The organism is Guyparkeria sp., from assembly GCF_046545975.1.
Taxonomy (GTDB): Bacteria; Pseudomonadota; Gammaproteobacteria; order Halothiobacillales; family Halothiobacillaceae; genus Guyparkeria.
Window position 1 is genome coordinate 1 of sequence record NZ_JBKGYT010000019.1, and the last position, 25,547, is coordinate 25,547.

Below are 25,547 nucleotides of genomic sequence, written 5' to 3' on the forward strand. Positions count from 1 at the left end.
ACTGCCATGCGGCATCGATCGCCGGCAACCGGGATTTGTCCGCATGCTCATGGGCTAGACGGGGTCGGACTTAGTTAACCCATTGATTGCTGGTGTTTCTTCCCCGTTCAGACGAGCTAATTCGGTGTTAGAGCGACGTTTTCTGGCCCTAAATTAGCGATGTAAGCGGCAGGCGACTCGCGCAGGCACGTTGCATCGCCGGCGTCTTCCACCTGTCTTGCCTGTGCCCGGGAGCCGAGTTGCTCCTGAACCCCTTCGACGAACGTCTGGCTCCCAACCGCAACGGTCTGGGACCAGCGCGTATCTCGTTGCAGCTTCGCTTCCTTTAGTGCTTGCTCCACCCATTCGCGGTGGATGTGGCTCAACTCGCTATTTCCGTTCAGTCCGAGGGCCTCGTGCAGGGCGGGGGTATCGATAATCCGGTACCGCTTGGGTTGGGACTGGATTTCGCGGTAGCCGCTGACCGGCCAGGCGGCCGGATGAGTCACCGCGCCCGCGCGCACCATGTTCAGGTCGATGTAGACGAGGCAACGGGCGAGGTGCTCGCCGCTCTCGATTGCCGTGGCGTGGTAGCGATCTTCCCAGAACGCGCCCTTGCGTCGCTTCCGTTGGTTGTACGCCTGCGCTACGCGTCCGGAAACAAGCTGCATTGAGCGCGCGATCTCGCCTTCCCCGTGGTCCCGAACGAGCAGATGAATGTGGTTGGACGTGCCGATGTAGTCGAGGACGCAAAGTCCGTAGCGCTTGCGTGCCTCGAACAACCACCTGTGCCACAAGCGTCGGTCGCGGAGGAACTTCAGCAGGAACTGCTGACGATGGCATCGATGGGTGATGTGCCAGATCTGCCCGGGCAGATAGAAGCGGTTGGCTCGTGGCATGGGCTCCCTCCCTGGAGCGGTGTTTTTGGTGGTGAAAAGCGCTGTCTAAGGCTTTCACTGAACCGACTGTCGCCACTGACCGGCGTGGAAACAACATCTTGGCCCGGTCCGACCCACACATGGCCACACATGCGGGGGCCACGTCCATGTGGCGCCGACCCTGCGGCACCCCGGACGGTCGGCAAGGCGAAGGGGGCTTCCCAACCCGATAGCTGGGCCGTCCTTCTGTGGACCAAATGAGCCGCTAGCCGGCCTGTTGGAATACGATCCAGCTATTCGCGCAGTCTTGGCAGGTGGATGTGTAGGTGGGACCGGACTTGGTCACGCGGACCTTGCGTGACTGGCAGGCGGGGCAGGCTGTCTTCATTGAAGTGTTCGTGCCGCAGGACCGGCAGCGGATGTAATAGCCGTATTTGCCGTATTGCCCCGTGAGGTTTGCTGTCTCGCCGCATTGTTTGCAGGCGAGCGCCGGTTTGTCCGTTCTGGTCGTCTGAGTCGCCTGCTCGGCTTGCGGCTGCTCTGGCGTGGAGTCAGGTTTCGCCCGCTGTTTTGACGGCTCTCGTGCTGCTCGCAGCTCGGCAGCCAGCGGTTCGTGCCTCTCTAGCAAGGACTTGCCGATTCCTTCGATTTCCGTCTGGCTGAAGCGCGGTTTGGCCTTGACCCAGCTTTCCGCCCAGGAGCCCACCAGTTCACGAATCTTCTTGGCGACGAACTCGCTCTTGACGACTTGATCGGCGATGGCTTTCGGCATGTCGTCCCGATGCAGGATTGCGCTACTGGACACGGCACAGATCGTTTTCCAGTCACGCCCACCAACTTTCATCTGCACGCCAAGAACTTTTCCTAGGAATTTTTCAACGTTCTGGCGTAGCAGATCCTTGATTAGCGCCTCCTGTAGCTCAGCCTGGCGAACCGGGGAGGGCATGCCGTACCACTCGCCGCGATAGCTGCGGGACCATTCTCCCTGGCGGTTCACCTTTACCTCGCCGTGGATGCTTTTCGATTCGATGATGACGAACCCGAATGGATGCACGACGAGATGATCGATCTGCGCGTACTCCCCCTTGTGTGCGACCCGTAGGTCGTTGATCACAAGGATCGATTCGTCGTCACCAAACTCCCGGCGCAGATAGAAAGCGACATCCTTTTCCTGTTGATGTCCTGCCTTCGTCCTCTCGTCTTGAGCGGCTGGCCCTTCCTTTTCCTTGAGAATCATCAAGCCTCCTGAACGATATTCTTCCGAGCGCGTTCATGCCCCGGAGTTAGAGCAAAGAATAAGCGCACTACATAAGCGGAATCGAGCATGGATCGTTGCCGGAGTGTCCACGACACCGGAATTCAACGGCTTGGGTGGATTTGCCCCGCCGGGTTTTGGCAAACCGTAGCTCTGGTTCGGGTAGCCTTCGGTATATTGGCCGTACATTGAGTACCAACAAAGCCGACTGTCCATGACTGATTTTGATTGGAAGAACACCCACGCGGCCATTTGGCGCTCCGGTTCCCAGCGATTGAGGACGGTGCGTCGGGTCGATCCGGTCGTCCCGGATCAGTTGTTGGGTATCGAACGCCAGAAGCAGGCGTTGATGGAGAACACCCGGCGCTTTCTCCACGGCCGGGGCGCGAACAACGCCCTGCTGTGGGGTTCGCGCGGGACGGGCAAGTCGTCGTTGATCAAGGCGATGCTCAATGCCTACGGCGAACAGGGGCTGCGGATGATCGAGGTGGATGCTGGCGACCTGGGCGATCTGCCGGAGATCATCGACCCGTTGCTCGATCTCCCGCAGCGGTTCGTCATCTTCTGCGACGACCTCTCCTTCGAGCAGGGCGACAGTCGGTACAAGGGACTGAAGCGGGTTCTGGAGGGATCGCTGGAGCTGCCGCCGGAGAACGTGGTGGTCTACGCCAGTTCCAACCGTCGGCATCTGTTGCCCGAGCAGGCGAGCGATAACCAGGGCACGCGGGTGGTGGACACGGAACTGCACCACGCGGATGCCGTGGAGGAGAAGATCTCGCTCTCCGACCGCTTCGGCCTGTGGCTGTCGTTCTATCCCATCTCCCAGCCGGAATACCTCGAGATCGTCGACTTCTACTTCCGCGACTGGTCCGGCGACCGCGACGAGTTGCACGCCGAGGCCGTTCGCTTCGCCCAGTCCCGTGGCGTGCGCAGCGGCCGGGTCGCGCGGCAGTTCTTCAACAGTTACGCGTGAGGTGCCCCGTGTCCGATCTTCGCATCTGTTTCGTGGGCGATTCGTTCGTCAATGGCACCGGGGACGAGACCGCCCTGGGCTGGGCGGGGCGGCTGTGCCGTGAGGCCCATGCCCGGGGCATTCCCGTCACGTACTACAACCTCGGGGTGAGACGGGATACCAGCCGCGACATCCTCCGACGCGTCGAGGCGGAGTGTTCCCCGCGCCTTCCGCCCGGCTGCGATGGCCGGGTCGTGCTTTCCTGCGGCGTGAACGATACCCAGCAGGAACACGGGAAGACACGCGTGCCCCGGGATGAATCCGTCGCCAATTTCCGCAAGATCGTGGAGTCCGTCACCCGCCACCGATGCCTGGTGGTGGGGCCGCCGCCGGTGGGCGACGAGGAGCACAACCGCCGCATCCAGGGCCTTTCCGAGGCATTTGGCGACCTAGCATCGGCGCTCGGAACCCCATACGTGGACCTGTTCACTCCCCTCGTGGCGGCTGCGGATTATCGACGAACGCTGCGAGACGGTGACGGCGCCCATCCGGGCGCGGCAGGGTACGAACGCATGGCGCGGATCGTGTCCTCGTCGCCGGCATGGTGGTTCTGAGCGGACTGGCCACCTGGCCGGTATGCTCGACAGGGGCGGTCGAACCGGTCCCATCGCTGGATTCAAGGACATCAACGCGCGAGAGCGGTGGGTGATTTCCCCCAGGTGCCGGGGTGATACATCGGGCACCTGAGCAGGGGGCGAGTCGCGCCGTCATGCGGCATCGCTCGCCACCATCCGGGGTTTGTCCGCATGCTTACGGGGCGCCCGGCTCATGGTGGCTGGTCCCGAACGCCGCGCTGCAACGGCCGGTGTCGCCGCCTACCATAGTCTGGACTCTATGAGAGCGGGGGATAAAACCAATTTATGGATTGGTTGACCTGCTGATAGTCTCGCGGCTTGTTCAATTGAGCTCCGGAAGGGCGGACAGATGCGGGTTTTCAACCAGATAGGTTTCGGCAATCTCAAGGGTGATGTCTTCGGTGGGGTCACGGCGGCGGTCGTGGCCCTGCCCATGGCGCTGGCCTTCGGCGTGGCGTCGGGGGCGGGTGCCGAGGCGGGCCTGTACGGGGCCGTGCTGGTGGGGCTGTTCGCCGCGCTGTTCGGCGGGACGCCGACGCTGATCTCGGAACCCACGGGGCCCATGACGGTGGTGTTCACGGCGGTGATCGTGGCGCTGATGGTCCCCGACCCGGAGACGGGGATGGTCGCGGAGAACGCCATGGCGATGGCCTTCACCACGGTCATGCTCGCCGGCATCTTCCAGGTGATCTTCGGCATCCTCAAGCTCGGACGCTACGTCACGCTGATGCCCTACACGGTGATCTCGGGATTCATGTCCGGGATCGGTCTGATTCTCATCATCATCCAGTTGCCGGGACTGCTCGGCCATGCCTCGCCGGGCGGCGGGGTGCTGGGCTCGCTGGAGGCGTTGCCGGACCTGTTCGCGCAGGTGCAGGCGGGCGAGCTGCTTCTCGGCATGGTGGCGCTGGGCATCCTCTTCCTGATGCCGAAGGCCTGGCAGCGCTTCATGCCGCCGCAGCTGCTGGCACTGGTGGTGGGCACGCTGCTGGCCGTGTGGTTCATCGGCAGCGGCGAGTACCGCGCCATCGGCGAGATCCCCTCGGGACTGCCGTCGATACAGGTGCCCACGTTCTCCGCCGATGAATGGATGACCATGGTGATCAACGCCCTGGTGCTGGCCATGTTGGGTTCCATCGACGCGCTGCTGACCTCCGTGATCGCCGACAGCCTGACGCGCAAGGAGCACAACTCCGACAAGGAACTGGTAGGCCAGGGGCTGGGCAACCTCGCCTCGGGCGTGTTCGGCGGCCTGCCGGGTGCCGGCGCGACCATGGGTACCGTGGTGAACATCCAGACCGGGGCGCGCACGGCCCTGTCGGGGCTGGTGCGTGCCGGGGTGCTGGGCGTGGTGGTCTTCGGCGCCAGCGGACTGGTGGAGAACATCCCCAAGGCGATCCTCGCCGGCATTGCCATCAAGGTGGGCATCGACATCATCGACTGGGGCTTCCTGCGCCGCGCGCACCGGCTGTCGATCCGCGGCGCGCTGATCATGTACGGCGTTATCGGCATGACCGTGTTCGTGGATCTGATCACCGCCGTCGGGATCGGCCTGTTCGTTGCCAACATCCTCACCATCCGTCGTCTGTCCGATCTGCAATCGGAGCACGTCCGTGTGCTCGGCAAGGCGGAGGAGCCGGACGAGAGCGACTACGAGGGCCTGGAGGCCGACGAGAAGCGGCTGCTCTCCGAGGCGGGGAGCGGGGTGGCGTTACTCGATCTCAGCGGGCCGTTGATCTTCGGGGCAGCCCAGACGCTGACCCGTCAGCAGAACCGGCTGGACGATACCCGGGTCCTGGTCATCGACCTGACCGGTGTTCCCCACCTGGGGGTGAGTACGGCGTTGGTCCTCGAGCGCATCATCCACGATGCGGTGGGACGCGGTTCCCGCGTGTTGCTCTCGGGCGTCCAGGACCAGCCACGGGCGCGTCTCGAGCAACTGGGCGTGGCCAGCGAGGTCCGGCCCGAGGACTGGCTGGCCAGTCGATCCGAGGCGGTGCGCCAGGCCTGCTCGCGGTCGGAGGCCACGCCGGGAGGCAGGGGCGGTCAGGGACAGCCTGCCGAAGCCTGACTGACGAGTCGTGTCGCTCGGTCCGTGTTCCATGACGAGGGCGATGAAGGAGCCCGAATGATTGCCAACCTGCTCAAGCATCTCCCTGAACGGCTTTCGGAGGAGCGTTTCGACACGCTGGTCGATGCCGAGCACGTGACGGTCGAACGCATCGTCTCGCGTGGCCATACGTCACCGGCAGCCGGCTGGTACGACCAGCCGCGCCACGAGTGGGTGGTGGTGCTCAAGGGGCGTGGGATGGTCGCATTCGAGGACGGCGAGGAGGTGACGCTGGGTCCCGGAGACCATCTGGGCATTCCCGCCCACCGCCGCCACCGTGTCACCTGGACCGACCCGGAGGAGGATACGGTCTGGCTGGCGGTGCATTACGACTGAGCCACCCCGGTAGGCGACCACGTCGCCAGACGCGCTGCGTGCCATGTCACCGCAATGCAGACGCCCGCCGGATGGCGGGCGCTGTCGGTGGGATTCGGTGGCGGACGGGTGGTCAGCCGGTCGGCATCATCGAGGAGTGGTGGTGCACGATCAGCCAGCGGCCGTCGCGGTTTTCCCAGACGAAGGTGTACCGGGCCGGGACGTCGCGGGTCTCGTCGCCGTCGGTGACGCGGAAGGTGTAGGTGCCGGCGTCGGTCAGCTTGTTGCAGCCGAGCTTCACGTTGCGGGTGTTGATGGTGCCGACGGGCTTCTTCTCCAGGAAGTGCTCGAAGTAGTCCTCGATCTCCGCGTGGTTGGTACGAGGCACGTTGGAGACGGTGGGCAGCAGCACGCCGTCTTCGGCGTACAGGGCCGTGACGCGGCGGGCATCGCCGGTCTTCAGCGCGTCGTTCCACTGGTTGAACAGGTCCTCGGCGAGCTGGCGCGTCGCCGGGGCACAGACCATGCAGCTCTCGTCGGCCGGCACGTCGATCGCCTCGACGGCGCTGCCGGTGCCCGTGACCGGGTGATACGGGTCGCGGTGCGAGGCGCCCAGGCTGAGGCGGGCGCGGGGTGCCGTGTCGGCGGTGATGAACTGGGTGCCGCTGATGCGCGGACGGCTGGATGTGGTCACTGCATGGTCTCCGCGGTTGGCCGTTTCCGGCCTGATTTGGCAGGGATTGTAAGGGACTGCGTCTGCCCTGTCATGCGATGCTCCATGACCCGCACGGTTCCGTGATCAGCAGTCACCCGCGAGGGAACCTCTGCACGAATGCCATCCCACTCTGGCCCGGCGAGTCGTTCGTGATCGAGGCGCCGCGAGTCGCTGGCGAGCAGGGGCGGCAGGCGATCGCTGAACGGCGGCGAACCGGGTCTCCGGCCGGGAAGGGCGGGGCCGTCAGTGTTTCATGTGGCCCTCGCTGCCGGACTCGAACAGCGGCGCGTAGTTTCCGGGCAGTGAGGAACGGATGTCCTCCATCTCCCCGGCGGAAACGGCATCCTGGAGCACGCTGATCACCGCGCGGGCGTGGAAGACGCCGGTGTTCAGGCCGGTGCCCTCGCGGGCGCAGACGCGCTCGTAGAACTCGTCGGCATCGAAGGATTCCTGGCCGGCGGCGCCGTCGAGGTAGGCCGCGATCTCCGTGGGCAGCTGCGCGCCGAGGTTCTTCGCCGCCCCCGGCTGCAGGCGTTCCCCGAGGGTCTCGAGGGTCGCGTGGATGGCCTTGATGGCCTCGCCGCTGGAACTCAGCCGGGCCCGATGCTGTACCTGGTGGACGAACTGGTCGTACTGCATGGCGATCTACCTCGCTGGATGTCGACTCGGGCGGGCGTCACGTCGCGGTGATGCCCGGGGGAATTCAGTAGTCTAGACATCGCGGGACCAGCATTCAGGACGACGGTCGATCAGCCGCTTTCCAGCCAGATGACCGCGGCCAGCATCAGTCCGATGGCCACGAGCTGACCCCAGGCGGCGGGCCTGCCGTCGCGCAGCTGGTTCCAGAAGTGCCCGATCTCGCTGTGCTGCTCGGCGGTCTTTAGGATCGGCCGGAGATAGTGATCGAACTGGGCCCGGTCGAAGACGGCACGCTGCGTCTTGCCGTTGACCAGCGGCACGGCAATGCGCCGGCCGACCAGCCGCTGGCCGGTGAGCACGGCGTCCTCCGGGGCGATGCGCTCCTCGCGGCCGGTGATGCCCACCAGTCTCAGGGTCTCGCCGTCCCAGCCGATGCGCAGTCTCCGGATGCCCAGCAGGCTGGCAATCGCGAGGAGGACGAGGAACAGTCCCAGCCCCGCCATCATCGCCAGCAGCGTCCAGTCATCCGTCTCGGTGGCGACGATCAGCATCATCGGCAGCATGCCCGCCACGGCGATCCCCGTCATGCCCATCGCCAACCAGCGCATCCGGCGCAGGAAGGCCGGGTCCGGGCGCAGCCAGATCACGCCCTCGCCATCGGGTTCGATGGCGTTCTCGGGCGGGTCGCTCTCCGGGGTGCCCGCCTTGCGACCGGGACGGGATACGGCGGACGGTTCCTGCAGGACCGCCCGGCGTTGGCGCTCTTCCTCCTGCTCGCGGCGCGTGCGCCAGTCCAGCACGGCGGCCAGCACGCCGAGCGGCAGGGCCAGTGCCACCAGCAGCCATCCCGCGGAGATCCAGCGCTGCCAGTCGTTCCGTGCCTCCATGAGGGGCGCGAACACGGCATCCAGCGTCGGATGTGCCAGTCTTTCCGCCCGATCCGAGTCGGGTCCGGCGTGGTAGATGCCCGGGTTGCCGTGGTCGGCCACGAGGACGCCGCCGGGGACGACGGCCAGCGAACGTGGGTCGGCGTTCTCGGGCATCCCGATCAGACGCCCGCTCGGGCGGTCCGGATCGACGAGCAGCAGGTCGCCGTCGCCAAGCATGCCGTCGGTACTGATCATCCAGACGGATCCGTCGCCATCCTGCACGGCCGCCACGGGCCAGTTGCGATCCGGTCGCCCGTCGCCCGTGTCGGTGCGGAACTCGAGCACGGGCGTGGCAGCCGTCTCATCGGGATCGATCGCCACGATGCGGTGAGCGTTGGTGTCCGCGATCACGAGCGTGCCGTCGCGGCCCGACCGCACCGTGTTGGAGTGGTCCAGCCCGCCGGGGACCGACAGTTGCCGGACACGCCGGCCGTCGGTATCGAGCTCGTCGAGCCGCGCCGGATCGCCGGTGAGCACGACGATCCGCTGACGGGTCGCATCGTGGTGAAAGTGGAAGACCCGCCCGCCGGTTCCAGGCGGCAGGGGAGTGTGCCGCGGACACCCGGAGAGGTCGCGGACGCACCAGGCAATCGTCCCCGCGGCGGCATCGCCGACCAGCAGGAACCGCCCATCGCCGCTGACCTGCATGTCGGGAACCCGGCCGCCGAGGCCCAGCGAGGCGAGATCGGTCCGGTGGGTGACCTCGCCTTCGGCCGTTGCCGCATGCAGGAAACCGTCGGCAAGGAAGTGGAAGCGCCCGTCACGGTCGGCGGCGATTGCCGTGGGGCCGGCTACGGCGCGGAGCTTCGACTGGCCGAGCATGATGGTGCCGATCACGGCGAGCAGCAGCAGGATGACGAGGGCGGCGACGACGTTGGCGTGCCGGCTTGGGGACAGTTGCAGCATGGCACCCCTCCCTGGGGCATGAACGACTTTCCTGTCGGGCCGGAAAGATATTAAAACCCTCTCAGGTCAAGGCGTCAACGGCGTTCAGCCCGCATTCGCGCGCGGTTTGCGGACGATCGATCAGCGAGCGTCCGTTCCATGGGGGGATAACGCGCCGATCGGGTTTGTCCTACAGTGGGCGCTCGGGTCCGAATGCGGCGATGTGCCGGTCGGACCCGGAGCGTGACCGTGCGCCGCCCATTCGGCGGCGCCATGTCGACAACCGAGAGGTACACCAGCAATGGCAGAACAGATGGACATGGAACGCGGCTTCTACCGCAACGGCAAGATCACTGTCGAGCAGGCAACCGACGGCATGTACCTGGTCCAGCGGCCGACTAGGCGTCCGCGCAAGGGATCGTCCAACGGAAGAATGACCTTCACGGGAGACCCGGAGACCGTGTACGAGACTGCCGTGTTCGATGACGCGGTCGAACACGCCCGTTCACTGGCCAAGGCCGGCTGACGACACCCGACAGCCCGCATTAGGGAAACTCTGCACGAACGACATTCCGGCCCGGTGCGCCTGACGGCGCGCCGGGCCTTTTCATGCTCGCGCCCATGCAGTAAAACCGCCCGGGGAAGGGCGGCCCCGTCATCGTCGTGGAGCCGGGCGGAGGCGATCAGTCGTCGCGTTCCAGGGCCTCCTGCATGCGCCTGCGCATCTCGATGTGACGCTCGTTCATCTTCTGCTGGCGCTCGCCGAGGTTTCGCGTCGACGTCTCGATCGCGTCGTAGTCGGGCCTGAGGCCCTGCTCGAGGCGATTGAGGCGCTGCTGTTCTTCCTGCATCCGTTGCATGCGCCTCCGGTTCTTCTCCTGATCATGCACACGGAAAATCGGTTGCCCAGTGGTTGAATATCAAGGAAAGGCAATGACTTCCGGTTTGTTCGGGAGGCGTGCGCCGTCCGGTCTCGAATCCGGCAACGGGCGGGCAGTGAGGCAAGGGAAATGAAGAAGATGGGACGAATCAACCGTGGCTGGACGAACGCTCGGCGGTGGCCTGGGCCCCGTTGGCCGGCGATCGTTCTCCTCACCCTGCTGGTGACCGGTTGCGGTGGCGGGGCGTTGGAGCCGCTGGGCCCGGGCGACGTCATCCTCGCGTTCGGCGACAGCCTGACCGAGGGCGTCGGCGCCACGGAGGAGAACAGCTATCCCGTACAGCTGGAGGCGTTGTCCGGCCTTCCGGTGGTCAATGCCGGGGTGTCGGGCGAGACCACCGCCGAGGGACGGGAGCGGCTCGCCGAGGTGCTGGAGGATACGCAGCCGTCACTGGTCATCCTGTTGACGGGCGGCAACGACGTGCTGCGCAACCAGGACCTGGAGGAGGCCCGCCGCAACCTGGCCGCCATGATCGAGATGTCGCGAGAACGGGGCGTGCAGGTGGTACTGGTCGGCGTGCCGGAGAAGTCGCTGTTCTCCCGCTCGGCCCCCATCTACGGGGAACTGGCCGAGGAGTACGACCTGCCGCTGATCGACGGACTGGTCGCCAGTCTCCTGCGGCGACCGGGCTACAAGTCGGACGCGGTGCACCTCAATGCCGACGGCTACCGCGAGATGGCCGAGCGCATCCACCGCTTCCTGGTCGAGGAGGGCGCGCTCTGATCGCAGGAACCGGTTGCAGGATGGAATGCGAGTGTTATCTTATAACATATAAGAAAACTGGATAGCTGCCATGATCAAGCATCTCGAAGTCACCACCCTGGTGGAAAACACCGCCTCCGGGCGCGGTCTGCTGGGCGAGCACGGCCTGGCCTTTCTGGTCGAGGCGGATGGCAGGCGCGTCCTTTTCGACTCCGGGCAGGGGCAGGTGCTGGCATCGAACGCCGAGCGCCTGGGCGTGTCCCTGGCGGGGCTGGACGCGGTGGTGCTCAGTCACGGGCACTACGATCACACCGGCGGTCTGCCCGCGGTGCTGGAGCGCAGCCCCGGGGCGAGGCTGTTTCTCCATCCGGCGGCGCTGGAGCCGAAGTTCAACCGCCACGGCCAGGAGATCGGGGCCGGCCTGCCGGAAGCGCGGACACTGGCGGACATGGCCGCGGAGTTGGTCTGGACGCAGGGGCCGACGGAGATCGTGCCCGGCCTGTTCGTCACCGGGCAGATTCCCCGCCGCAACGACTACGAGGACACGGGGGGACCATTCTTCCGGGACGCGGACTGCCGCGAGGAGGACCGGATTCCCGACGACCAGGCGCTTTACGCGCGGACCGCCGACGGGGTGGTGGTCATTCTCGGCTGCGGGCACGCCGGGGTGGTCAATACCCTGGAGCAGGTTCGCGAGTTGACCGGTGAGCCGCGTGTCCACGCGCTGGTCGGCGGGATGCACCTGCTGCGCGCCGGGCCGGAGCGCCTGGAGCGCACCGCCGAGGCGCTGGAGCGGTTCGACGTCCAGGTTATCGGGCCCAACCACTGCACCGGCATCGACGCGATCTGCCGCTTCCGGCAGCGCTTTGCGGAACGGGTCATCCAGATGCGGGTCGGGGATGTCCTGGAAATCGGGGAGGTTCGGGCATGAAAATCGCCGTCACCAGCCAGAATCGCCGCACGGTCACCTCGCATGCCGGTCGCTGCCGGCGCTTCTGGGTCTACGAGGTGCAGAACGGGGCCGTTGTCGGTCGCGAACTGCTGGAACTGCCGCGCGAGCAGTCGTTCCACGAATCCCGGCCCGGTGAAGCCCACCCGCTCGACGGCATCCAGGCGCTGATCAGCCAGGGCATGGGCGAGGGGCTGGTCCGTCGCCTGGCCGGGATGGGCGCGAGCGGATACCTGACCGACGAGTCCGATCCCGACCAGGCCGTCCGCCTGCTGCTGGACGGGGCACTCGAGCACGGTCCCGGGCACGCCTAGCCGTGGTGGTGCCGGATCCGTACCGAGGCACGAACGTGCGCCACGACGCGGTTTTCCCTTGTGGTGCCTCGGGGGAGGCCCTTAGGATTGGTATATTTCCGGCGCGCGCAGCGCCCAGACGCCAGGGAGCATTGCATGATTGACCGAACGGTCACCGGGCACGAGATCATCCTGTCGCCCCACGACACCATCCAGTCGCGCACGGATACCCGCGGCGTGATCACCTTCGCCAACCCCACCATGATCCGGATCTCCGGGTACAGCAAGGACGAGTTGATCGGCTCGCCGCACAGCATCCTGCGCCATCCCGACATGCCTCGGGCGGTGTTCTACGCCATGTGGCAGATCATCCAGGGCGGTGACGAGTTCTTCGGTTTCGTCGACAACCGGGCGAAGAACGGCGACAACTACTGGGTCTTCACGCGGGTCGCGCCGCGCAAGGACGCCAGCGGCGAGATCACCGGCTACAGCTCGGTGCGCATGATGCCCAAGCGCGAGGCGGTCAAGGAGTGGTCGAAGGTCTATGCCGACATCCTCGCCGTCGAGCGCGCCCAGCCACGCGACAAGCAGGTCGCCGCCGGCTTCGAGGCGATCCAGAAGTTACTGAAAAAGCGTGGCGCGAAGACCCTCACCGACCTGGTGATGCAGTACGTCTGAAGGCCGACCGGGCTGTCGTCACCTCTTGGGGCGGGGGGACTCGTCCCTGCCGTCCCGGTGGCCTAAGCTTCGGGCATGGAACACGACGCCTTCGCCAGCGACATCAGCCGCACGATCTGGGATTCGCGCTATCGCCAGCCCGGCGAGACGCGCGTCGAGGATTCCTGGGAGCGGGTCGCGCATGCGCTCGCGGCCGTCGAGCGCCGTCCGGCGGACTGGCGGGGCCGCTTTCGCGAGGCGCTCGAGGGGTTCCGCTTCCTGCCCGGCGGGCGGGTGCTCGCCGGCGCCGGTACCGACCGGGTGGTCACGCTGTTCAACTGCTTCGTCATGGGCAGGATCGAGGATTCCATGGACGGGATCTTCGATGCCCTCAAGGAGGGGGCGCTGACCATGCAGCAGGGCGGGGGCGTCGGCTACGACTTCTCCACCCTCAGGCCATCCGGGACGCCGGCCCGGCACACCGGCACCATTGCCTCGGGCCCGGTCTCCTTCATGCGCATCTGGGACGCGATGTGCGCGACCATCCTGTCCACCGGTGCCCGCCGTGGCGCCATGATGGCCACGCTGCGCGTCGACCATCCCGACATCGAGGCCTTCGTCGACGCCAAGCGCGAGGCCGGAGAGCTCACCCGCTTCAACCTCTCCGTGCTGGCCGGCGACGACTTCATGGCGGCGGTGGCCGACGATGCCGAGTGGCCGCTGCTGTTTCCCGTAGAGGCACTGGAGGAGGGCGAGGGCGAGATCCTGGAACGTGACTGGCCGGGTTTCGACGCCCCGGTCGCCTGCCGGGTGGTGCGGCGGGTGTCGGCCCGACGGCTTTGGAGCCGGATCATGCGTGCCACCTTTGATCACGCCGAGCCGGGGGTGCTGTTCGTCGACCGGGTCAACCGGGCCAACAACCTTTGGTACCGGGAGCGCATTACCGCGACCAACCCCTGCGGGGAGATTCCCCTGCCGCCCTACGGGGCCTGCGACCTGGGTTCGGTCAACCTCACGCGTTTCGTCCGCGATCCGTTCACGCCGGCTGCCAGGCTGGACCTCGATGCGGTGGCCCGCACGGCAGCGGTCGCGGTGCGCATGCTCGACGACGTGATCGACGTCTCCCGGTTCCCGCTGGCCGCCCAGGCCGAGCAGGCCCGCGGCACCCGCCGGGTCGGCCTGGGGCTGACCGGCCTGGCCGACGCGCTGATCATGCTGGGGCTGCGCTACGACTCGGAGCCGGCCCGGGAACAGGCCGCCGCTGCGATGCGCACGATCACGCACGCGGCCTACCGGGCCTCGATCGAGCTGGCCCGCGAGAAGGGGCCGTTCCCCTTCCTCGAGCGGGACGCCTACCTGGACGGCGAGTTCGTGCGCTCACTGCCGGGGGACATCCGCGACGGAATCGCTCGCCACGGCATCCGCAACAGTCACCTCACCGCGATCGCGCCGACCGGGACGATCAGCCTGCTGGCGGACAACGTCTCCTCCGGGCTCGAGCCGGTCTTCCGCTTTTCCTTCACCCGGCGGGTGATCGAGCGCGACGGCCGCCGGGCATCGCACTCGATCAGCGACCACGCCTGGCGGCTCTGGCAGGAGCGCCATCCCGGTGAGCCGTTGCCGGCGGCCTTCGTGCAGGCCGACGAGCTCGGCCCCGAGGCGCACCTCGGGATGCAGGCGGCACTGCAGCCTCTTGTCGACAGTGCCATCTCCAAGACCATCAACGTGCCCGAGGACCTGCCCTTCGAGCGATTCGAGGCGATCTACCGCCGTGCGCATGCCCTCGGACTCAAGGGCTGCACCACCTTCCGTCCCAACCCGGTCACCGGCGCGGTGCTGGAAGCGACCGAGACCGCCACGCCCTGCTGCGACATCGAGCGCGAAAGCGACTGAGGACTTGCATCCGGCGGGGAGACAGCCGCGCCGGGACCTGCTAGCTTCCGGGGTGAGGCCCGGCGAACCGTTCCCGGGCGCGCAGGAACGCCCACATGACCCCGGCAGGAGGCTCGCCATGAACGTCCACCTCGAACTCGCCCCGCTGATCTCGCTCGGCGCGGGCATCGCCATCCTGATCTTCCCCAAGTTGCTCAACTACATCGTGGCGATCTACCTGATCGTGCTCGGCGTCCTCGGCCTGTTGGGTCACGGCTTCTGAGACCGGCCCTCGTCACGAGGAGGGGGCGGCGCTCAGCTGCCGACCGGCCAGTGCAGCGCGAGCGTGTCGTCGGGTTTCCGTTCCACGCCACCGCCGAAGCGCGCGGCCTCGCGGTCCATGGTCGCCGCCAGCCAGTCGATGTCGTCCGCTGACGGATGGTTGAGGCGAAAGCGCCCGATCCGGAACGGCAGCATCCGCAGGGCCGTGAGTCGTCCTTCCTCCAGCGTCGGCAGGTAGATCAGGGCCAGGTCGCCCCGGTAGCGCTCGTGGCCCCGGATGCCCTCGTAGTCGTTGAGCAGGTCGCCGCAGCCGTAGAGGATCAGCCGGTCGCGATGCACCTCGATCGCCCGGGGGTGATGGGAGGAATGTCCGTGGACGAGGTCCACGACGCCCCGGTCGATCAACCGGTGGGCGAATGCCCGGTGCTCGTCCGGGATCTCGTAACCCCAGTTTCCGCCCCAGTGGATGGAAAGCAGCACCTGGTCTCCCGGCCGTCGCGCCGCCTCGATGCGCTCGGCCAGCCGGTCGATGGTGCCGGCGGAGAAGTCCGGCAGGCAGTGGACGCCGCAGCGCCCCGGACCGGCGGCCCAGTCGTCGGGTACCCCGCTGCTGCGATGCCCGGCGGCGAAGACCAGCAATCGCCCCCCGTCCGGTCGGCGCAGTACCGCCGGTGACATGGCCTCGTCCGCGTCGTGGCCGGCACCGGCGGTCGCGATGCCGGCGCGGTCGAGCGTGTCCAGGGTCTCCAGCAGGCCGTCCCGGCCCCAGTCGAGCACGTGGTTGTTCGCCAGCACGCAGCAGTCCGGGGCGACGGCCCGGATGCAGTCGATGTTGGCCGGGTGCATGCGGTAGTTGATTCCCTTGTCCGGCCAGGGGCTGTCGGCGGTGGTGACGGCCGTTTCCAGGTTGATCAGGCGCCGGTCCGGAGCGGCCGCCGCCAGCGCGGGCAGGGCATCCCCCCAGATGTACGTCGGCGCCACGCGACGAGGGATCGGGCCGCTGGCTGCCTCGGCCAGGCGCAGGTAGCCGCGGGCATCACGCAGGTATTCCTCGTGGAGGGTCGGGTCGGAGGGCACCGGCTGTATCTGGTCGACGCCGCGCCCGGTCATCACGTCCCCGGTCAGCATCAGCGTGATCCTCGTCGTGTCGGCAGGGGTGGCTTGCGCTGCGCTCATGGTGCCCGGTCCTCGCGATGATGGTCGGCATGGCCCTTGTCTCAACCTTAGCGTCATTCCGTCCCCGCTTGTCGATCCCCCGGCGCGGAGCCGGTGAAAAACGGCCCCTGGTCAATCGTTTCCTGAAGGCGACACCGCTTCGTACTAACTTGAACCGGGGGAGGGTCGTGCAGGCAACCGCGGTTCGAGGCACGAGGTCCCCGCGTCCTGAGGCAGTCCAGAGGAGACCGAGATGAGCAAGATCGTCGATGAAATCATGGCGGCCAACGCCGACTACGTGGCGGAGTTCGGTGACAAGGGCGACCTGCCGATGCCCCCGGGCCGGCACTTCGCCATCCTGACCTGCATGGATGCCCGGCTCGACCCGGCGAAATACGCGGGGCTGGCCGAGGGGGACGCCCACGTCATCCGCAACGCGGGTGGGCGGGCCTCGGACGACGCGATCCGTTCGCTGGTGATCTCCTACAAGCTGCTGGGCACCCGGGAATGGTTCGTGATCCACCACACCGATTGCGGCATGGAGACGTTCGACGACGAGACCATGGCCGACCTGCTGTCGCGCAGCCTGGAAACGGCCACGGTCGACGAGCAGGGCTGGCACGACAGCGATGCCGGCGGCGGCACGACCGAGGGCCGGTACGTCAAGTGGCTGACGATCCCCGACAACCCGAAAAGCGTCGTGCAGGACGTCGAGCGGATCCGGGCCAGTCCGATGGTCCCGCCGGACATCCCGATCTACGGGTACATCTACGACTGCAAGACCGGCGAGCTGGTCGAGGTGCCGGAAGCCACCGCGGCCGGGCGGGCACGCTGATCGCCTCCGGCATGCGGGAAAACCTCACCGACGAGGCGCTGCTCTTCGCCCTACAGGGTTCGCGCACCCTTGGGCAGCAGGTGGCGTCCGAACTGGGCATCCGCCTGGCCGAGCACGAGGAGCGCGAGTTCGAGGATGGCGAGCACAAGGCCCGTCCACTACAGAGCGTGCGCGACCGGGATGTCTACGTCCTGCACGCCCTGCATTCCGATCCCGGGCACAGCGTCAACGACCGGTTGTGCCGGCTGCTGTTCTTCCTCGCCTGCGTGAAGGATGCCGGGGCCGCGCGCGTGACCGCGGTGGTTCCCTACCTGGGCTATGCCCGCAAGGACCGGCGCACGCAGCCGCGCGACCCGGTCACCCTGCGCTACCTTGCCCAGCTGTTCGAGGCGATGGGTATCGACCGCCTGCTCGTGCTCGAGCCGCACAATCCGGCCGCCTTCGACAACGCCTTCCGGGTGCCGACCGAACGGCTCGGGATGCACCGCCTGTTCGTCCCCGAACTCGCCCCGCGCATCGCCGCCGGGCACCCGGTGGTGGTCTGCTCGCCGGACGTCGGCGGCGTCAAGCGCGCGGTCGATTTCCGCGAAGCCCTGGCCGACGCCCTGGAGCGTGAGGTGGAGGATGCCTTCTTCGAGAAGATCCGCGCGGCGGGCGAGCTGACGCTCGGTCGGCTGGTCGGGGACGTGCAGGATGCCACGGTGGTGCTGGTCGACGACCTGATTGCCACCGGCAGCACGCTGACGCACGCCGCACGCAGCTGCCGGGAGGCCGGCGCCCGCCAGGTGCTGGCGGTTGCCGCGCACGGGGCGTTCGCCCGGGGGGCGGAGGGGAATCTCGGCAACGAGGCCTTCGACCGGGTACTGATCACCGACAGCATCTGGCCGGTGAAGATCGACCGCAATCGGCTGGGTGGGAAGTTCGAGATCGTGTCCGCCGCGCCGCTGTTCGCCGGGGCAATCGCGCGCCTCCACGGTGGTTGAGGGTCCGTCTTTTCACCGGCATTACTCGCACTGCCGGGCCTGCTCCTCGGCCAGCGCGAGGTAGTCGCGGGCCTTCTGTCGCCAGGGCTCCCATTCGCTCGTCGGCAGCTCGAAGATGTGCCAGATCGCCAGTTTCGCCCGCAGGCAGGCCTGCCGGCTCTTGTAGAACGCGATCAGGCGGCTGTCCGGCCAGTCGCCGCATCGCTCGCCGTAGACCCGGTAGAGGGTCTCGCCTACCTCGGGGGCTTCCAGCCGGTCGCATTCCATGGCCAGGAAGGCGAGGTCGTCGGCGGCATCCAGCGTGCGCAGGCGCCGGTCGAACTCGAGGCAGTCGAAGATCACCGGTGGTCGCTCCAGGCAGACATGCTCGGGCCGCAAGTCGCCGTGACCCTCCACCACGTGTCCACCCGAGGCACGGGCATCGAACCAACCCGGTTCGCGAGCCAGCAGCCCCAGCAGGGCCGAGCGGATGCGGTCGAGTTGCCCGTTGTCCGGTTCGTGCAGCGGCTCGCTCAGGGCCTCGAGGTTGGTCGTGATGTCCTTGCGCAGACGGGCCCGGTAGCTTTCCGGTGACAGCACGACCGGCTCGCAGCGCGAGTAGAACGCGGCGAGATGTTCCGCCACGGCCGTGATGTCCGCCGGGTGCAGCCGTCGTTCGCGGATCACGCGATCGAGCATGCGATCGGCCGGCAGGCGGCGCATCTTGACCACCCAGTCGACGATCCGTCCACCGTCGCCCAGGGTGAGTTGCCCGCGATCGTCGAGGTTCAGGGGCAGGGCACCGAGGTAGGTATCCGGTGCCAGCCTCCGATTGAGCCGCACCTCGGCGGCGCAGTCGCGACCGCGTGCCTCCAGCGTGCTGAAGTCGAGAAACGCATAGCGGACCGGCTTCTTGAGCTTGTAGGCATGGCGTTCGGTCAGGAACACCCAGGACATGTGGGTCTCGATCACCTCGATGCGCTCCGGGTGCTCGTCGCCATAGGCCTCGGGGCGACTGAGGAAGGCCACCTTGTCCTCGATGCGGCAGTCGGTCGATGGCTGGCTCATATGTCGTTCCACCGGGTGTCAGGTTGCGTTTCCCGAGCCTAGTCCACCCTTTGGTCGATGGGAGCGGCAAGGCGGGCGAACAGCATCTACCATCGGGTACCGGGGCCACGCTGCATGGACCGGGTCCGCTGCATCGTTTCCCGGGAGGTTGGGACATGACCAAGCACGTCTTTGTCATCGGCCTGGACGATTTTCATCTTCGGCAGCTCGAGGGCATTCGCCACGCCGAGGACTATGCCTTCCACGGTTTGCTGCCCTACGGGATGGTGGTCCATCCGGAGAGCTACCCGATCGACGAGATGATCGAGCGGGGGATGCGCGAGATCGAGGCGTCCGGCGTGCGGCCCGATGCCGTCATCGGTCACTGGGATTTCCCCACCACGGCGTTGCGGGTGGTGTTCCGCGACGCCCTGGGGCTGCCCGGCCCCAGCCTGGAAGGCATCCTGATCGCCGAGCACAAGTACTGGTCGCGGCTGCGTCAGGCCCGCGCCATCCCGGAGCACGTGCCCGCCTTCCAGGGCCTCGATCCCTTCGATCCGGACGCCGCCGACCGGGTGGAACTGGACTACCCGTTCTGGATCAAGCCGAACATCGGGTTTTCCTCGCAGATGGTCTACCGCGTCGACGGCCCGGAAGACCTGGAACGGGCCCTGGCCGGTCTGCGTGCCGGGATCCGGCTGTTCGGCGAGCCCTTCGAGCGCTTCACCTGCCGGGCGAACCTGCCGTCCGACATTCCCACCGATATCGATGCCTGGCACTGCACGCTGGAGGCGCCCATGGACGGCTGGCAGTGCACCGTCGAGGGCTTCATCCGTCACGGCCAGACCGTCGTCTACGGCGTGATCGACTCGATCCGCGAAGGGGGGGTCGGTTCGTCGTTCGCGCGCTACGAGTTTCCCTCGCAGCTGCCCGAGAGCGTCCAGGAACGGCTGGTCGAGATCACCCGCCGGGCGGTCCTCTCCATGGATCTCGACGACACCCCGTTCAACATCGAGTACTTCTGGGATCAGGACACGGACCGCATCGGGCTGCTTGAGGTCAACACGCGCATCTCCAAGTCGCACACTCCGCTGTTCATGGACGTGGCCGGCGCCTCGCACCACGAGGTCGCCATCGACCTGGCCCTTGGCCGCCGGCCCGCGTTTCCCCGCTGGGAAGGCCCGCACCAGGTGGCGATCAAGTTCATGCTGCGACATTTCCACGACGCCGTGGTCACCCGGGCACCGACCGACGAGGAGATCCGCGAGCTCGAGCAGGCGTTTCCGGGCAGCCGCATCCAGGTCGAGGTGGAAGAGGGCATGCGCCTGTCCGAGATGCGCGGCCAGGAGGTCTACAGCTACGAGGTGGCCGTCATCTTCCTGGGCGGGGCCAGCCACGACGACGTGATGAGCCGCTACCGGGAGCTGCTCGGCCGCCTGCCGTTGACGTTTCGTGACCTGCCCGACGAACCGGACCGACAAGGAGAGGCAACGTGAGGATCATCGACCCGCTGCCGCGGCCCGTGCGCGAGATCGAGCATCTCTGGATTCCCATGAGCGACGGCACGCGGCTGGCCGCCCGAATCTGGATGCCCGAGGGCGCCGAGTCAGAGCCCGTGCCCGCCATCCTCGAGTACATCCCCTACCGGCGGCGCGACAACACCCGCATGCGCGATGACGTGATGCACCCGTACTTCGCGGCGCACGGCTATGCCTGCGTGCGCGTCGACCTGCGCGGCAGCGGCGATTCGGAGGGCGTGCTCGAGGACGAGTACCTGCAGCAGGAGCTCGACGACGGGGTGGACGTGATCCGCTGGATCGCCGCACAACCCTGGTGTGCCGGGCGCGTGGGCATGATCGGCATCTCCTGGGGTGGCTTCAACGGTCTGCAGATCGCCGCCATGCGCCCGCCGGAACTCGCGGCGGTGGTCACGGTGGCCTCCACCGACGACCGCTACGCCGACGACGTGCACCACATGGGCGGCTGCCTGCTGGGCGACAACCTCTCCTGGGCCTCGACCATGCTCGCCTTCAACTCGTTGCCGCCCGACCCACAGATCGTCGGCGAGCGCTGGCGGGAGATGTGGTTCGAGCGCCTGCGCGGTTCCGGGCTGTGGCTGGAGAAGTGGCTGGAACACCAGCGGCGCGACGAATACTGGCAGCACGGCTCGGTCTGCGAGGACTGGGACGCGATCGAATGCCCCGTGATGGCCGTCTCCGGCTGGACCGACGGCTACACCAACTCGGTCTTCCGGCTGATGGAGCACCTGCGTGTCCCGCGCCTGGGGCTGGTCGGCCCCTGGAGCCACAAGTATCCCCACCAGGGCGTGCCCGGCCCGGCGATCGGCTTCCTGCAGGAATGCCTGCGCTGGTGGGACAAGTGGCTCAAGGACATCGAGACCGACATCATGGACGAGCCCATGCTGCGCGCGTGGATGCAGTGCTCGGCGCCGCCGACCACCTTCTACGAGCGGCGCGAGGGTCGCTGGGTGGGCGAGACACAATGGCCCTCGCCGGAGATCCGGTCCCGGGAGCTGGCCCTGGCATGGCCCGGCACGCTCGAGCCGGGCGAGCGGCATATCGACGAGGCGGTCATGTCCATCCAGTCGCCGCTCTCGGTGGGGATATTCGCCGGCAAGTGGTGCTCCTACGCGGCGACGCCGGACCTCCCGCACGACCAGCGCGAGGAGGACGGCGGGGCGCTGGTGTTCGACTCGCACCGGCTGTCCGGGCCGCTGGAGATCCTCGGCGCGCCGACGCTGGAGCTGGCGGTCAGTGCCGATCGCCCGGTGGCCATGGTGGCCGTGCGGCTCTCGGATGTCGCCCCGGACGACAAGGCGACCCGGGTAACCTACGGACTGTTGAACCTCACCCACCGCCACGGTTCCGAGCAGCCCGAGCCACTCGTACCCGGCGAACGCTACCGCGTCACCGTGAGACTCAATCACATCGCGCACGTCTTCCCCACCGGTCACCGGCTGCGGCTGTCGATCTCCACCTCCTACTGGCCGCTGGCCTGGCCGGCCCCGGCGCCGGCACGACTGACGCTGTTCACCGGCACCAGCCGGCTGGTGCTTCCCGAGCGCCCCCGGCGCGATGACGAGGATGCGCTGATCGATTTCCCGCCGGCCGAAGGGGCGCGACCGACATCAATCCGGACGGTCGAGCCCGGCCAGCACAAGTGGCGGGTGATCCGCGATCTCGAGACCGACGAGACCACGCTGGAGGTGATCAACGACGACGGCACCATCCACATCGGCCCGGCGAACCTCGAAATGCAGCGCAAGGCCCTGGAGTGGTACAGCTACCGCGGCTACGACTACCTCTCGCCCAAGGGCGAGACCCTGTGGGAGCGGGGCTACCGCCGGGGCGACTGGTCGGTGCGGACCGTGACGCGGACGAAGCTCACCGCGACAAGGACCCACTTCGTCATCCACGCCGAGCTGGACGCTTGGGAAGGTGACAAGCGGGTGCATTCCGACAACTGGGACGTGGAGATCCCGCGTGACCTGGTCTGACGCCCCGGGCCCGCTTTGCGGGGTGTGAACGCGAAAAGGCCCGGCACGGGACCGGGCCTTCGGCATCGCGCGCGCGGGGCGATGGTCAGCCGTGCAGTTTCTTCGAGATCCCGGCGACGTGTCGTCCCTGGTAGCGTGCGATGGCGAGTTCCTTCTCGCTGGGCTGGCGGCTGTTGTCCGCACCAGCCAGGCAGCCGGCGCCATAGGGACCGCCCCCGCGCGGCTCGGAGATGTCGAACAGCTCGGGAGTGCCGTAAGGCGTGCCGACGATCACCATCCCCAGGTGGGCGAGGGTGTTCCAGGTGGAGGTGATCGTGGTCTCGTTGCCCGCACCCGTGCCGGTGGAGGTGAACACGCTGCCGACCTTGCCGATCAGCTTGCCCTCCATCCAGAGGCTGCCCGTCTGGTCGAGGAAGTTGCGCATCTGGGCGGCCATGTTGCCGAAGCGGGTGGGCGTGCCGATGATCACCGCGTCGTAGTCGCCCAGTTCCTTGGGATCGGCGACAGGCGCGGCCTGATCGAGTTTCGCCCCGGCCTTCTTCGCCGTCTCCTCGTCCATGAGTTCGGGCACACGCTTGATTTCCACCTGCGTGCCGTCGACCTCGCGGGCACCCTCGGCGACGCTCTGCGCCATGGTCTCGATGTGGCCGTACATGGAGTAGTAAAGGACGAGTACCTTGCTCATGGTTTACCTCTGTTGAATTGACGGAACCTGGATTCTGACGAAAAGATAGATCAGCCCGGCCCGGGTTGCCGAGCCCTTCCGCGTCCGGGCGGGAAGACTGGAGCAGCGGCCGTCGAATCCACGCCCGAGCTGCTAGTTTCAGAGGCAGTCGCCCGGAAGCGGATCACGCCGATGCAGGAAGCCGTCCACGCCGTCAATGCCTTCGTTTGGGGGCCGATCACGATTGTGTTGCTGGTCGGGACCGGGGTCTATTTCACCGTCCGGCTGCGGCTCATACAGATCTTCCGCCTGGGGCTTTCCATCCGTCTGCTCGGACGCCAGAATGTGGCGGCCGAGGGGGACTTGAGCTATTTCCGCTCGCTGACCGTGGCGCTGTCCGCTGCGATCGGGAACGGGAACATCGCGGGGGTCGCCACTGCCATCGCGATGGGCGGTCCGGGTGCGATTCTCTGGATGTGGCTTACCGCCATCGTGGGGATGGCGACCGTCTACGCCTCGACCGTACTCTCGTTGCAGTTCCGAGTCTTCCGCAACGAGACGGGGGAGTATGCCGGCGGCCCCATGTACTACATCGAGCAGGGCTTGGGACCGCGCTGGAAACCGATGGCCCGCTTCTTTGCAGTCTGCCTGGTGATCGCCACCCTCGGGACCGGGAACATGGTCGAGGCGAACTCGGTGGCGGACACGCTGGAGTTCTCCGTCCGCGATCTGGCCGGATATGCTCCCGATCCGGGCAACGTGCTCATGGTGAAGTTCGCCATCGGGGTGACGTACGCGGTGCTGATCTGGCTGGTGATCGTGGGCGGCATCCGGCGCATCGGTCACGTCGTCTCCCGACTGGTGCCCGCCATGTTCCTGATCTACGTGGCCAGTGCGCTGGTGGTGCTTGGGTTAAATGCCGCCGCGATTCCCGGGGCCCTGGTGACCATCGTGCTGGATGCCTTTACCGGCACGGCCGCGGTGGGCGGATTCGCCGGCGCCGGCGTCATGGCGGTGATCCAGTTCGGCGTCGCCCGTGGCATCTTCTCCAACGAGGCCGGGCTGGGCACAACGCCGATCGCGCTGGCGGCTAGCCGCGGCGACCACCCGGTCAAGGCGGGGCTGGTGGCGATGAACTCCCCGCTTTTCGACACGTTGATCGTCTGTACGCTGACTGCGCTGGTGATACTGACCACCGGGGTCTGGGAGACCGGCAAGAGCGGCTCGGAACTGACCACCATGGCGTTCAACGCGGCCGTGCCCGATCTGGGCAAGCTTGCCGTGACCATGACGCTGATCTTCTTCTCCATCTCGAGCGTGATCGGCTGGAGCTACTACGGCGAGAAGGGTACGGAGTACCTGTTCGGCAGCGGGGCGATCCCCATCTACCGGCGGGTGTTCAGTGTCCTGCTGCCCATCGGGGCGGTCATGAACCTCGAGCTCATCTGGGCGCTCTGCGACATCGCCAATGGCTTGCTCGCGATACCCAACCTGATCGCCATCCTGCTGCTCTCGCCGCTGGTGGTGCGCATGACCCGGCAGTATTTCCGCGGGCACACGGCGCAACGGCCGGAAAACTGAAATGGGCGAGTTCACGCCTGCCGGGTCGCGTCGTCGTCCGCGGCGGACTTCGGGGAGGGAGGTTCCTGTCGCGGAGTCGTGTCGGAAGACGACAGAGACGGTCGATCCGCGTCAGCGCGCGCCACGGTCGAGGGCTCGTTTTCACGGGCGATGGCGTCGCGCTGCTCGATCAGCCAGTAGACGGCCCCCAGTACCAGCACCCCGAGGGAAAGCGCGAGAATCATCATCGGCGGGGTGGTCGCCGTGTCGAGAATGATGAACTTGCGCGCCAGGGCGAGCAGGGCGATCAGCACCACGATCTTGGTCTGGATGATGTGCTCGCGTCGCTCGATCACCTTGATGATGGAATGCTGGAACTCCATCGCGATCAGCAGGGTCAGGATCGCACCGAACAGCGTCTGGAACACCCGGTGGTCGAGCACGTTCCGGTGCTGGAGCAGCAGTGTCTCGACCACCAGCCGCAACAGTTCCCACAGCGCGAGCAGGATCACCACGGCGATGATCACGCCGAGCACGGAGGCGATGACCTGCTCGAAACGCTCCGAGACGCTCATCACGCCCCAATAGCGACGCAGGTCGGACTGTCTTTGCTTGCGACGCAGGTGGATGCGAGTCATGTCGGGACCTCCATCGCGATGTGGCATTCGGGTGATGGGTAAATGTGGGTGCCGGCAGGCCGTTTCAAGGTTCACGGGTTCACGATGCCGCCCGGATTCCTCGCCCAGGTTTACCGGCCAGGTTCCCGGGCCAGGTTACTGGGCTACTCTCGCGGGGACTCGGGGCGATCATCGATACGGG

25 protein-coding genes and 1 pseudogene are annotated in these 25,547 nt (G+C 67.0%); 16 read left to right on the top strand and 10 right to left on the bottom strand.

What is annotated here, in order from left to right:
• Nucleotides 1–116 precede the first annotated feature (116 nt).
• Nucleotides 117–878 (bottom strand): transposase, encoded by a 762-nt coding sequence (locus ACLFMY_RS03155; protein WP_410763092.1) that lies wholly within the window; start codon nucleotides 876–878, stop codon nucleotides 117–119.
• 244 nt (nucleotides 879–1,122) lie between these two features.
• The gene (locus ACLFMY_RS03160; protein ID WP_410763093.1) at nucleotides 1,123–2,094 is read right to left on the bottom strand and encodes an NERD domain-containing protein; all 972 of its coding nucleotides are present in this window, start codon (nucleotides 2,092–2,094) and stop codon (nucleotides 1,123–1,125) included.
• Between the two features lie 232 nt (nucleotides 2,095–2,326).
• On the opposite strand from ACLFMY_RS03160, the gene ACLFMY_RS03165 reads away from it, so the two are divergent.
• The 4 genes from ACLFMY_RS03165 (at nucleotide 2,327) to ACLFMY_RS03180 (ending at nucleotide 6,145) form a co-directional block, all read left to right on the top strand.
• Nucleotides 2,327–3,085, top strand: a complete 759-nt coding sequence (locus tag ACLFMY_RS03165; RefSeq protein WP_410763094.1) for an ATP-binding protein — start codon at nucleotides 2,327–2,329, stop codon at nucleotides 3,083–3,085.
• 8 nt (nucleotides 3,086–3,093) lie between these two features.
• Nucleotides 3,094–3,678 carry a GDSL-type esterase/lipase family protein gene (locus tag ACLFMY_RS03170; protein WP_410763095.1) on the top strand — a complete coding sequence of 195 codons (585 nt, stop codon included), beginning with the start codon at nucleotides 3,094–3,096 and terminating at the stop codon, nucleotides 3,676–3,678.
• Nucleotides 3,679–4,048: 370 nt separating this feature from the next.
• A complete protein-coding gene (locus ACLFMY_RS03175; RefSeq protein ID WP_410763096.1) occupies nucleotides 4,049–5,770 on the top strand; it encodes a SulP family inorganic anion transporter in 1,722 nt (573 codons plus the stop codon).
• Between the two features lie 57 nt (nucleotides 5,771–5,827).
• On the top strand, nucleotides 5,828–6,145 hold the full coding sequence (locus ACLFMY_RS03180; protein ID WP_410763097.1) for a cupin domain-containing protein: 318 nt from the start codon (nucleotides 5,828–5,830) through the stop codon (nucleotides 6,143–6,145).
• A gap of 112 nt (nucleotides 6,146–6,257) precedes the next feature.
• On the opposite strand, the gene ACLFMY_RS03185 is transcribed toward ACLFMY_RS03180, so the two are convergent.
• The 3 genes from ACLFMY_RS03185 to ACLFMY_RS03195 all read right to left on the bottom strand — a co-directional run bounded on the left by ACLFMY_RS03185 (nucleotide 6,258) and on the right by ACLFMY_RS03195 (nucleotide 9,313).
• On the bottom strand, nucleotides 6,258–6,818 hold the full coding sequence (locus ACLFMY_RS03185) for an SgcJ/EcaC family oxidoreductase (protein WP_410763098.1): 561 nt from the start codon (nucleotides 6,816–6,818) through the stop codon (nucleotides 6,258–6,260).
• A gap of 264 nt (nucleotides 6,819–7,082) precedes the next feature.
• Complete coding sequence (locus ACLFMY_RS03190) at nucleotides 7,083–7,478, bottom strand: DUF2267 domain-containing protein (RefSeq protein WP_410763099.1); 396 nt, start codon at nucleotides 7,476–7,478, stop codon at nucleotides 7,083–7,085.
• Nucleotides 7,479–7,588: 110 nt separating this feature from the next.
• On the bottom strand, nucleotides 7,589–9,313 hold the full coding sequence (locus ACLFMY_RS03195) for a hypothetical protein (RefSeq protein WP_410763100.1): 1,725 nt from the start codon (nucleotides 9,311–9,313) through the stop codon (nucleotides 7,589–7,591).
• A gap of 280 nt (nucleotides 9,314–9,593) precedes the next feature.
• On the opposite strand from ACLFMY_RS03195, the gene ACLFMY_RS03200 reads away from it, so the two are divergent.
• A complete protein-coding gene (locus ACLFMY_RS03200; protein ID WP_410763102.1) occupies nucleotides 9,594–9,818 on the top strand; it encodes a hypothetical protein in 225 nt (74 codons plus the stop codon).
• Nucleotides 9,819–9,975: 157 nt separating this feature from the next.
• On the opposite strand, the gene ACLFMY_RS03205 is transcribed toward ACLFMY_RS03200, so the two are convergent.
• A complete protein-coding gene (locus tag ACLFMY_RS03205) occupies nucleotides 9,976–10,152 on the bottom strand; it encodes a hypothetical protein (RefSeq protein ID WP_410763103.1) in 177 nt (58 codons plus the stop codon).
• A 159-nt stretch (nucleotides 10,153–10,311) separates the two neighbouring features.
• Here ACLFMY_RS03205 and ACLFMY_RS03210 point away from each other — a divergent pair, with 159 nt between their 5' ends.
• The 6 genes from ACLFMY_RS03210 (at nucleotide 10,312) to ACLFMY_RS03235 (ending at nucleotide 14,989) form a co-directional block, all read left to right on the top strand.
• Complete coding sequence (locus tag ACLFMY_RS03210; RefSeq protein ID WP_410763104.1) at nucleotides 10,312–10,956, top strand: arylesterase; 645 nt, start codon at nucleotides 10,312–10,314, stop codon at nucleotides 10,954–10,956.
• Nucleotides 10,957–11,026: 70 nt separating this feature from the next.
• Nucleotides 11,027–11,866, top strand: coding sequence for an MBL fold metallo-hydrolase (locus ACLFMY_RS03215; protein ID WP_410763105.1), 840 nt, complete (start codon nucleotides 11,027–11,029; stop codon nucleotides 11,864–11,866).
• Nucleotides 11,863–12,198, top strand: a complete 336-nt coding sequence (locus tag ACLFMY_RS03220) for a NifB/NifX family molybdenum-iron cluster-binding protein (protein ID WP_410763106.1) — start codon at nucleotides 11,863–11,865, stop codon at nucleotides 12,196–12,198. Before ACLFMY_RS03215 ends, ACLFMY_RS03220 begins: the two co-directional genes overlap by 4 nt.
• Nucleotides 12,199–12,333: 135 nt before the next feature.
• On the top strand, nucleotides 12,334–12,855 hold the full coding sequence (locus ACLFMY_RS03225) for a PAS domain-containing protein (RefSeq protein ID WP_410763107.1): 522 nt from the start codon (nucleotides 12,334–12,336) through the stop codon (nucleotides 12,853–12,855).
• Nucleotides 12,856–12,930: 75 nt separating this feature from the next.
• Nucleotides 12,931–14,727 (top strand): adenosylcobalamin-dependent ribonucleoside-diphosphate reductase, encoded by a 1,797-nt coding sequence (locus ACLFMY_RS03230; protein ID WP_410763108.1) that lies wholly within the window; start codon nucleotides 12,931–12,933, stop codon nucleotides 14,725–14,727.
• A gap of 118 nt (nucleotides 14,728–14,845) precedes the next feature.
• The gene (locus tag ACLFMY_RS03235; protein WP_410763109.1) at nucleotides 14,846–14,989 is read left to right on the top strand and encodes a DUF3096 domain-containing protein; all 144 of its coding nucleotides are present in this window, start codon (nucleotides 14,846–14,848) and stop codon (nucleotides 14,987–14,989) included.
• A 32-nt stretch (nucleotides 14,990–15,021) separates the two neighbouring features.
• Here the strand turns inward: ACLFMY_RS03235 and ACLFMY_RS03240 are convergent, their stop codons facing one another.
• A complete protein-coding gene (locus ACLFMY_RS03240) occupies nucleotides 15,022–16,164 on the bottom strand; it encodes a CapA family protein (RefSeq protein WP_410763110.1) in 1,143 nt (380 codons plus the stop codon).
• Nucleotides 16,165–16,396: 232 nt separating this feature from the next.
• On the opposite strand from ACLFMY_RS03240, the gene ACLFMY_RS03245 reads away from it, so the two are divergent.
• Nucleotides 16,397–16,978, top strand: a complete 582-nt coding sequence (locus ACLFMY_RS03245; protein ID WP_410763111.1) for a beta-class carbonic anhydrase — start codon at nucleotides 16,397–16,399, stop codon at nucleotides 16,976–16,978.
• An 11-nt stretch (nucleotides 16,979–16,989) separates the two neighbouring features.
• Nucleotides 16,990–17,961, top strand: a complete 972-nt coding sequence (locus tag ACLFMY_RS03250; protein ID WP_410763112.1) for a ribose-phosphate diphosphokinase — start codon at nucleotides 16,990–16,992, stop codon at nucleotides 17,959–17,961.
• Between the two features lie 21 nt (nucleotides 17,962–17,982).
• On the opposite strand, the gene ACLFMY_RS03255 is transcribed toward ACLFMY_RS03250, so the two are convergent.
• Nucleotides 17,983–19,008, bottom strand: coding sequence for a hypothetical protein (locus ACLFMY_RS03255; RefSeq protein ID WP_410763113.1), 1,026 nt, complete (start codon nucleotides 19,006–19,008; stop codon nucleotides 17,983–17,985).
• Nucleotides 19,009–19,163: 155 nt separating this feature from the next.
• Here ACLFMY_RS03255 and ACLFMY_RS03260 point away from each other — a divergent pair, with 155 nt between their 5' ends.
• Together ACLFMY_RS03260 and ACLFMY_RS03265 are read left to right on the top strand one after the other, a co-directional pair.
• Nucleotides 19,164–20,483: an acetyl-CoA carboxylase biotin carboxylase subunit family protein gene (locus ACLFMY_RS03260; protein WP_410763114.1), complete on the top strand. Its 1,320-nt coding sequence runs from the start codon at nucleotides 19,164–19,166 to the stop codon at nucleotides 20,481–20,483.
• A 56-nt stretch (nucleotides 20,484–20,539) separates the two neighbouring features.
• Nucleotides 20,540–22,504, top strand: a complete 1,965-nt coding sequence (locus ACLFMY_RS03265; protein WP_410763118.1) for a CocE/NonD family hydrolase — start codon at nucleotides 20,540–20,542, stop codon at nucleotides 22,502–22,504.
• Nucleotides 22,505–22,589: 85 nt separating this feature from the next.
• Here the strand turns inward: ACLFMY_RS03265 and wrbA are convergent, their stop codons facing one another.
• The gene (wrbA, locus tag ACLFMY_RS03270; RefSeq protein WP_410763116.1) at nucleotides 22,590–23,189 is read right to left on the bottom strand and encodes an NAD(P)H:quinone oxidoreductase; all 600 of its coding nucleotides are present in this window, start codon (nucleotides 23,187–23,189) and stop codon (nucleotides 22,590–22,592) included.
• A 171-nt stretch (nucleotides 23,190–23,360) separates the two neighbouring features.
• Between wrbA and ACLFMY_RS03275 the strand changes: the two genes are divergently transcribed.
• Nucleotides 23,361–24,749: an alanine/glycine:cation symporter family protein gene (locus ACLFMY_RS03275; RefSeq protein WP_410763117.1), complete on the top strand. Its 1,389-nt coding sequence runs from the start codon at nucleotides 23,361–23,363 to the stop codon at nucleotides 24,747–24,749.
• Between the two features lie 125 nt (nucleotides 24,750–24,874).
• On the opposite strand, the pseudogene ACLFMY_RS03280 reads toward ACLFMY_RS03275, so the two are convergent.
• A pseudogene (locus tag ACLFMY_RS03280) lies at nucleotides 24,875–25,366 on the bottom strand (phosphate-starvation-inducible PsiE family protein); the annotation flags it as partial.
• Between the last annotated feature and the right edge of the window lie 181 nt (nucleotides 25,367–25,547).

Excerpts from the sequence above, each read along its gene's own strand:
- ACLFMY_RS03190 (WP_410763099.1), bottom strand. The coding sequence starts at position 7,478 with ATGCAGTACGACCAGTTCGTCCACCAGGTACAGCATCGGGCCCGGCTG.
- ACLFMY_RS03155 (WP_410763092.1), bottom strand. The coding sequence starts at position 878 with ATGCCACGAGCCAACCGCTTCTATCTGCCCGGGCAGATCTGGCACATC.
- ACLFMY_RS03260 (WP_410763114.1), top strand. The coding sequence starts at position 19,164 with ATGACCAAGCACGTCTTTGTCATCGGCCTGGACGATTTTCATCTTCGG.
- ACLFMY_RS03230 (WP_410763108.1), top strand. The coding sequence starts at position 12,931 with ATGGAACACGACGCCTTCGCCAGCGACATCAGCCGCACGATCTGGGAT.
- ACLFMY_RS03195 (WP_410763100.1), bottom strand. The coding sequence starts at position 9,313 with ATGCTGCAACTGTCCCCAAGCCGGCACGCCAACGTCGTCGCCGCCCTC.
- ACLFMY_RS03265 (WP_410763118.1), top strand. The coding sequence starts at position 20,540 with ATGAGCGACGGCACGCGGCTGGCCGCCCGAATCTGGATGCCCGAGGGC.
- ACLFMY_RS03250 (WP_410763112.1), top strand. The coding sequence starts at position 16,990 with ATGCGGGAAAACCTCACCGACGAGGCGCTGCTCTTCGCCCTACAGGGT.
- ACLFMY_RS03165 (WP_410763094.1), top strand. The coding sequence starts at position 2,327 with ATGACTGATTTTGATTGGAAGAACACCCACGCGGCCATTTGGCGCTCC.
- ACLFMY_RS03275 (WP_410763117.1), top strand. The coding sequence starts at position 23,361 with ATGCAGGAAGCCGTCCACGCCGTCAATGCCTTCGTTTGGGGGCCGATC.
- ACLFMY_RS03220 (WP_410763106.1), top strand. The coding sequence starts at position 11,863 with ATGAAAATCGCCGTCACCAGCCAGAATCGCCGCACGGTCACCTCGCAT.
- ACLFMY_RS03205 (WP_410763103.1), bottom strand. The coding sequence starts at position 10,152 with ATGCAACGGATGCAGGAAGAACAGCAGCGCCTCAATCGCCTCGAGCAG.
- ACLFMY_RS03200 (WP_410763102.1), top strand. The coding sequence starts at position 9,594 with ATGGCAGAACAGATGGACATGGAACGCGGCTTCTACCGCAACGGCAAG.
- ACLFMY_RS03215 (WP_410763105.1), top strand. The coding sequence starts at position 11,027 with ATGATCAAGCATCTCGAAGTCACCACCCTGGTGGAAAACACCGCCTCC.
- wrbA (WP_410763116.1), bottom strand. The coding sequence starts at position 23,189 with ATGAGCAAGGTACTCGTCCTTTACTACTCCATGTACGGCCACATCGAG.
- ACLFMY_RS03180 (WP_410763097.1), top strand. The coding sequence starts at position 5,828 with ATGATTGCCAACCTGCTCAAGCATCTCCCTGAACGGCTTTCGGAGGAG.
- ACLFMY_RS03225 (WP_410763107.1), top strand. The coding sequence starts at position 12,334 with ATGATTGACCGAACGGTCACCGGGCACGAGATCATCCTGTCGCCCCAC.
- ACLFMY_RS03245 (WP_410763111.1), top strand. The coding sequence starts at position 16,397 with ATGAGCAAGATCGTCGATGAAATCATGGCGGCCAACGCCGACTACGTG.
- ACLFMY_RS03235 (WP_410763109.1), top strand. The coding sequence starts at position 14,846 with ATGAACGTCCACCTCGAACTCGCCCCGCTGATCTCGCTCGGCGCGGGC.
- ACLFMY_RS03210 (WP_410763104.1), top strand. The coding sequence starts at position 10,312 with ATGGGACGAATCAACCGTGGCTGGACGAACGCTCGGCGGTGGCCTGGG.
- ACLFMY_RS03240 (WP_410763110.1), bottom strand. The coding sequence starts at position 16,164 with ATGAGCGCAGCGCAAGCCACCCCTGCCGACACGACGAGGATCACGCTG.
- ACLFMY_RS03175 (WP_410763096.1), top strand. The coding sequence starts at position 4,049 with ATGCGGGTTTTCAACCAGATAGGTTTCGGCAATCTCAAGGGTGATGTC.
- ACLFMY_RS03160 (WP_410763093.1), bottom strand. The coding sequence starts at position 2,094 with ATGATTCTCAAGGAAAAGGAAGGGCCAGCCGCTCAAGACGAGAGGACG.
- ACLFMY_RS03255 (WP_410763113.1), bottom strand. The coding sequence starts at position 19,008 with ATGAGCCAGCCATCGACCGACTGCCGCATCGAGGACAAGGTGGCCTTC.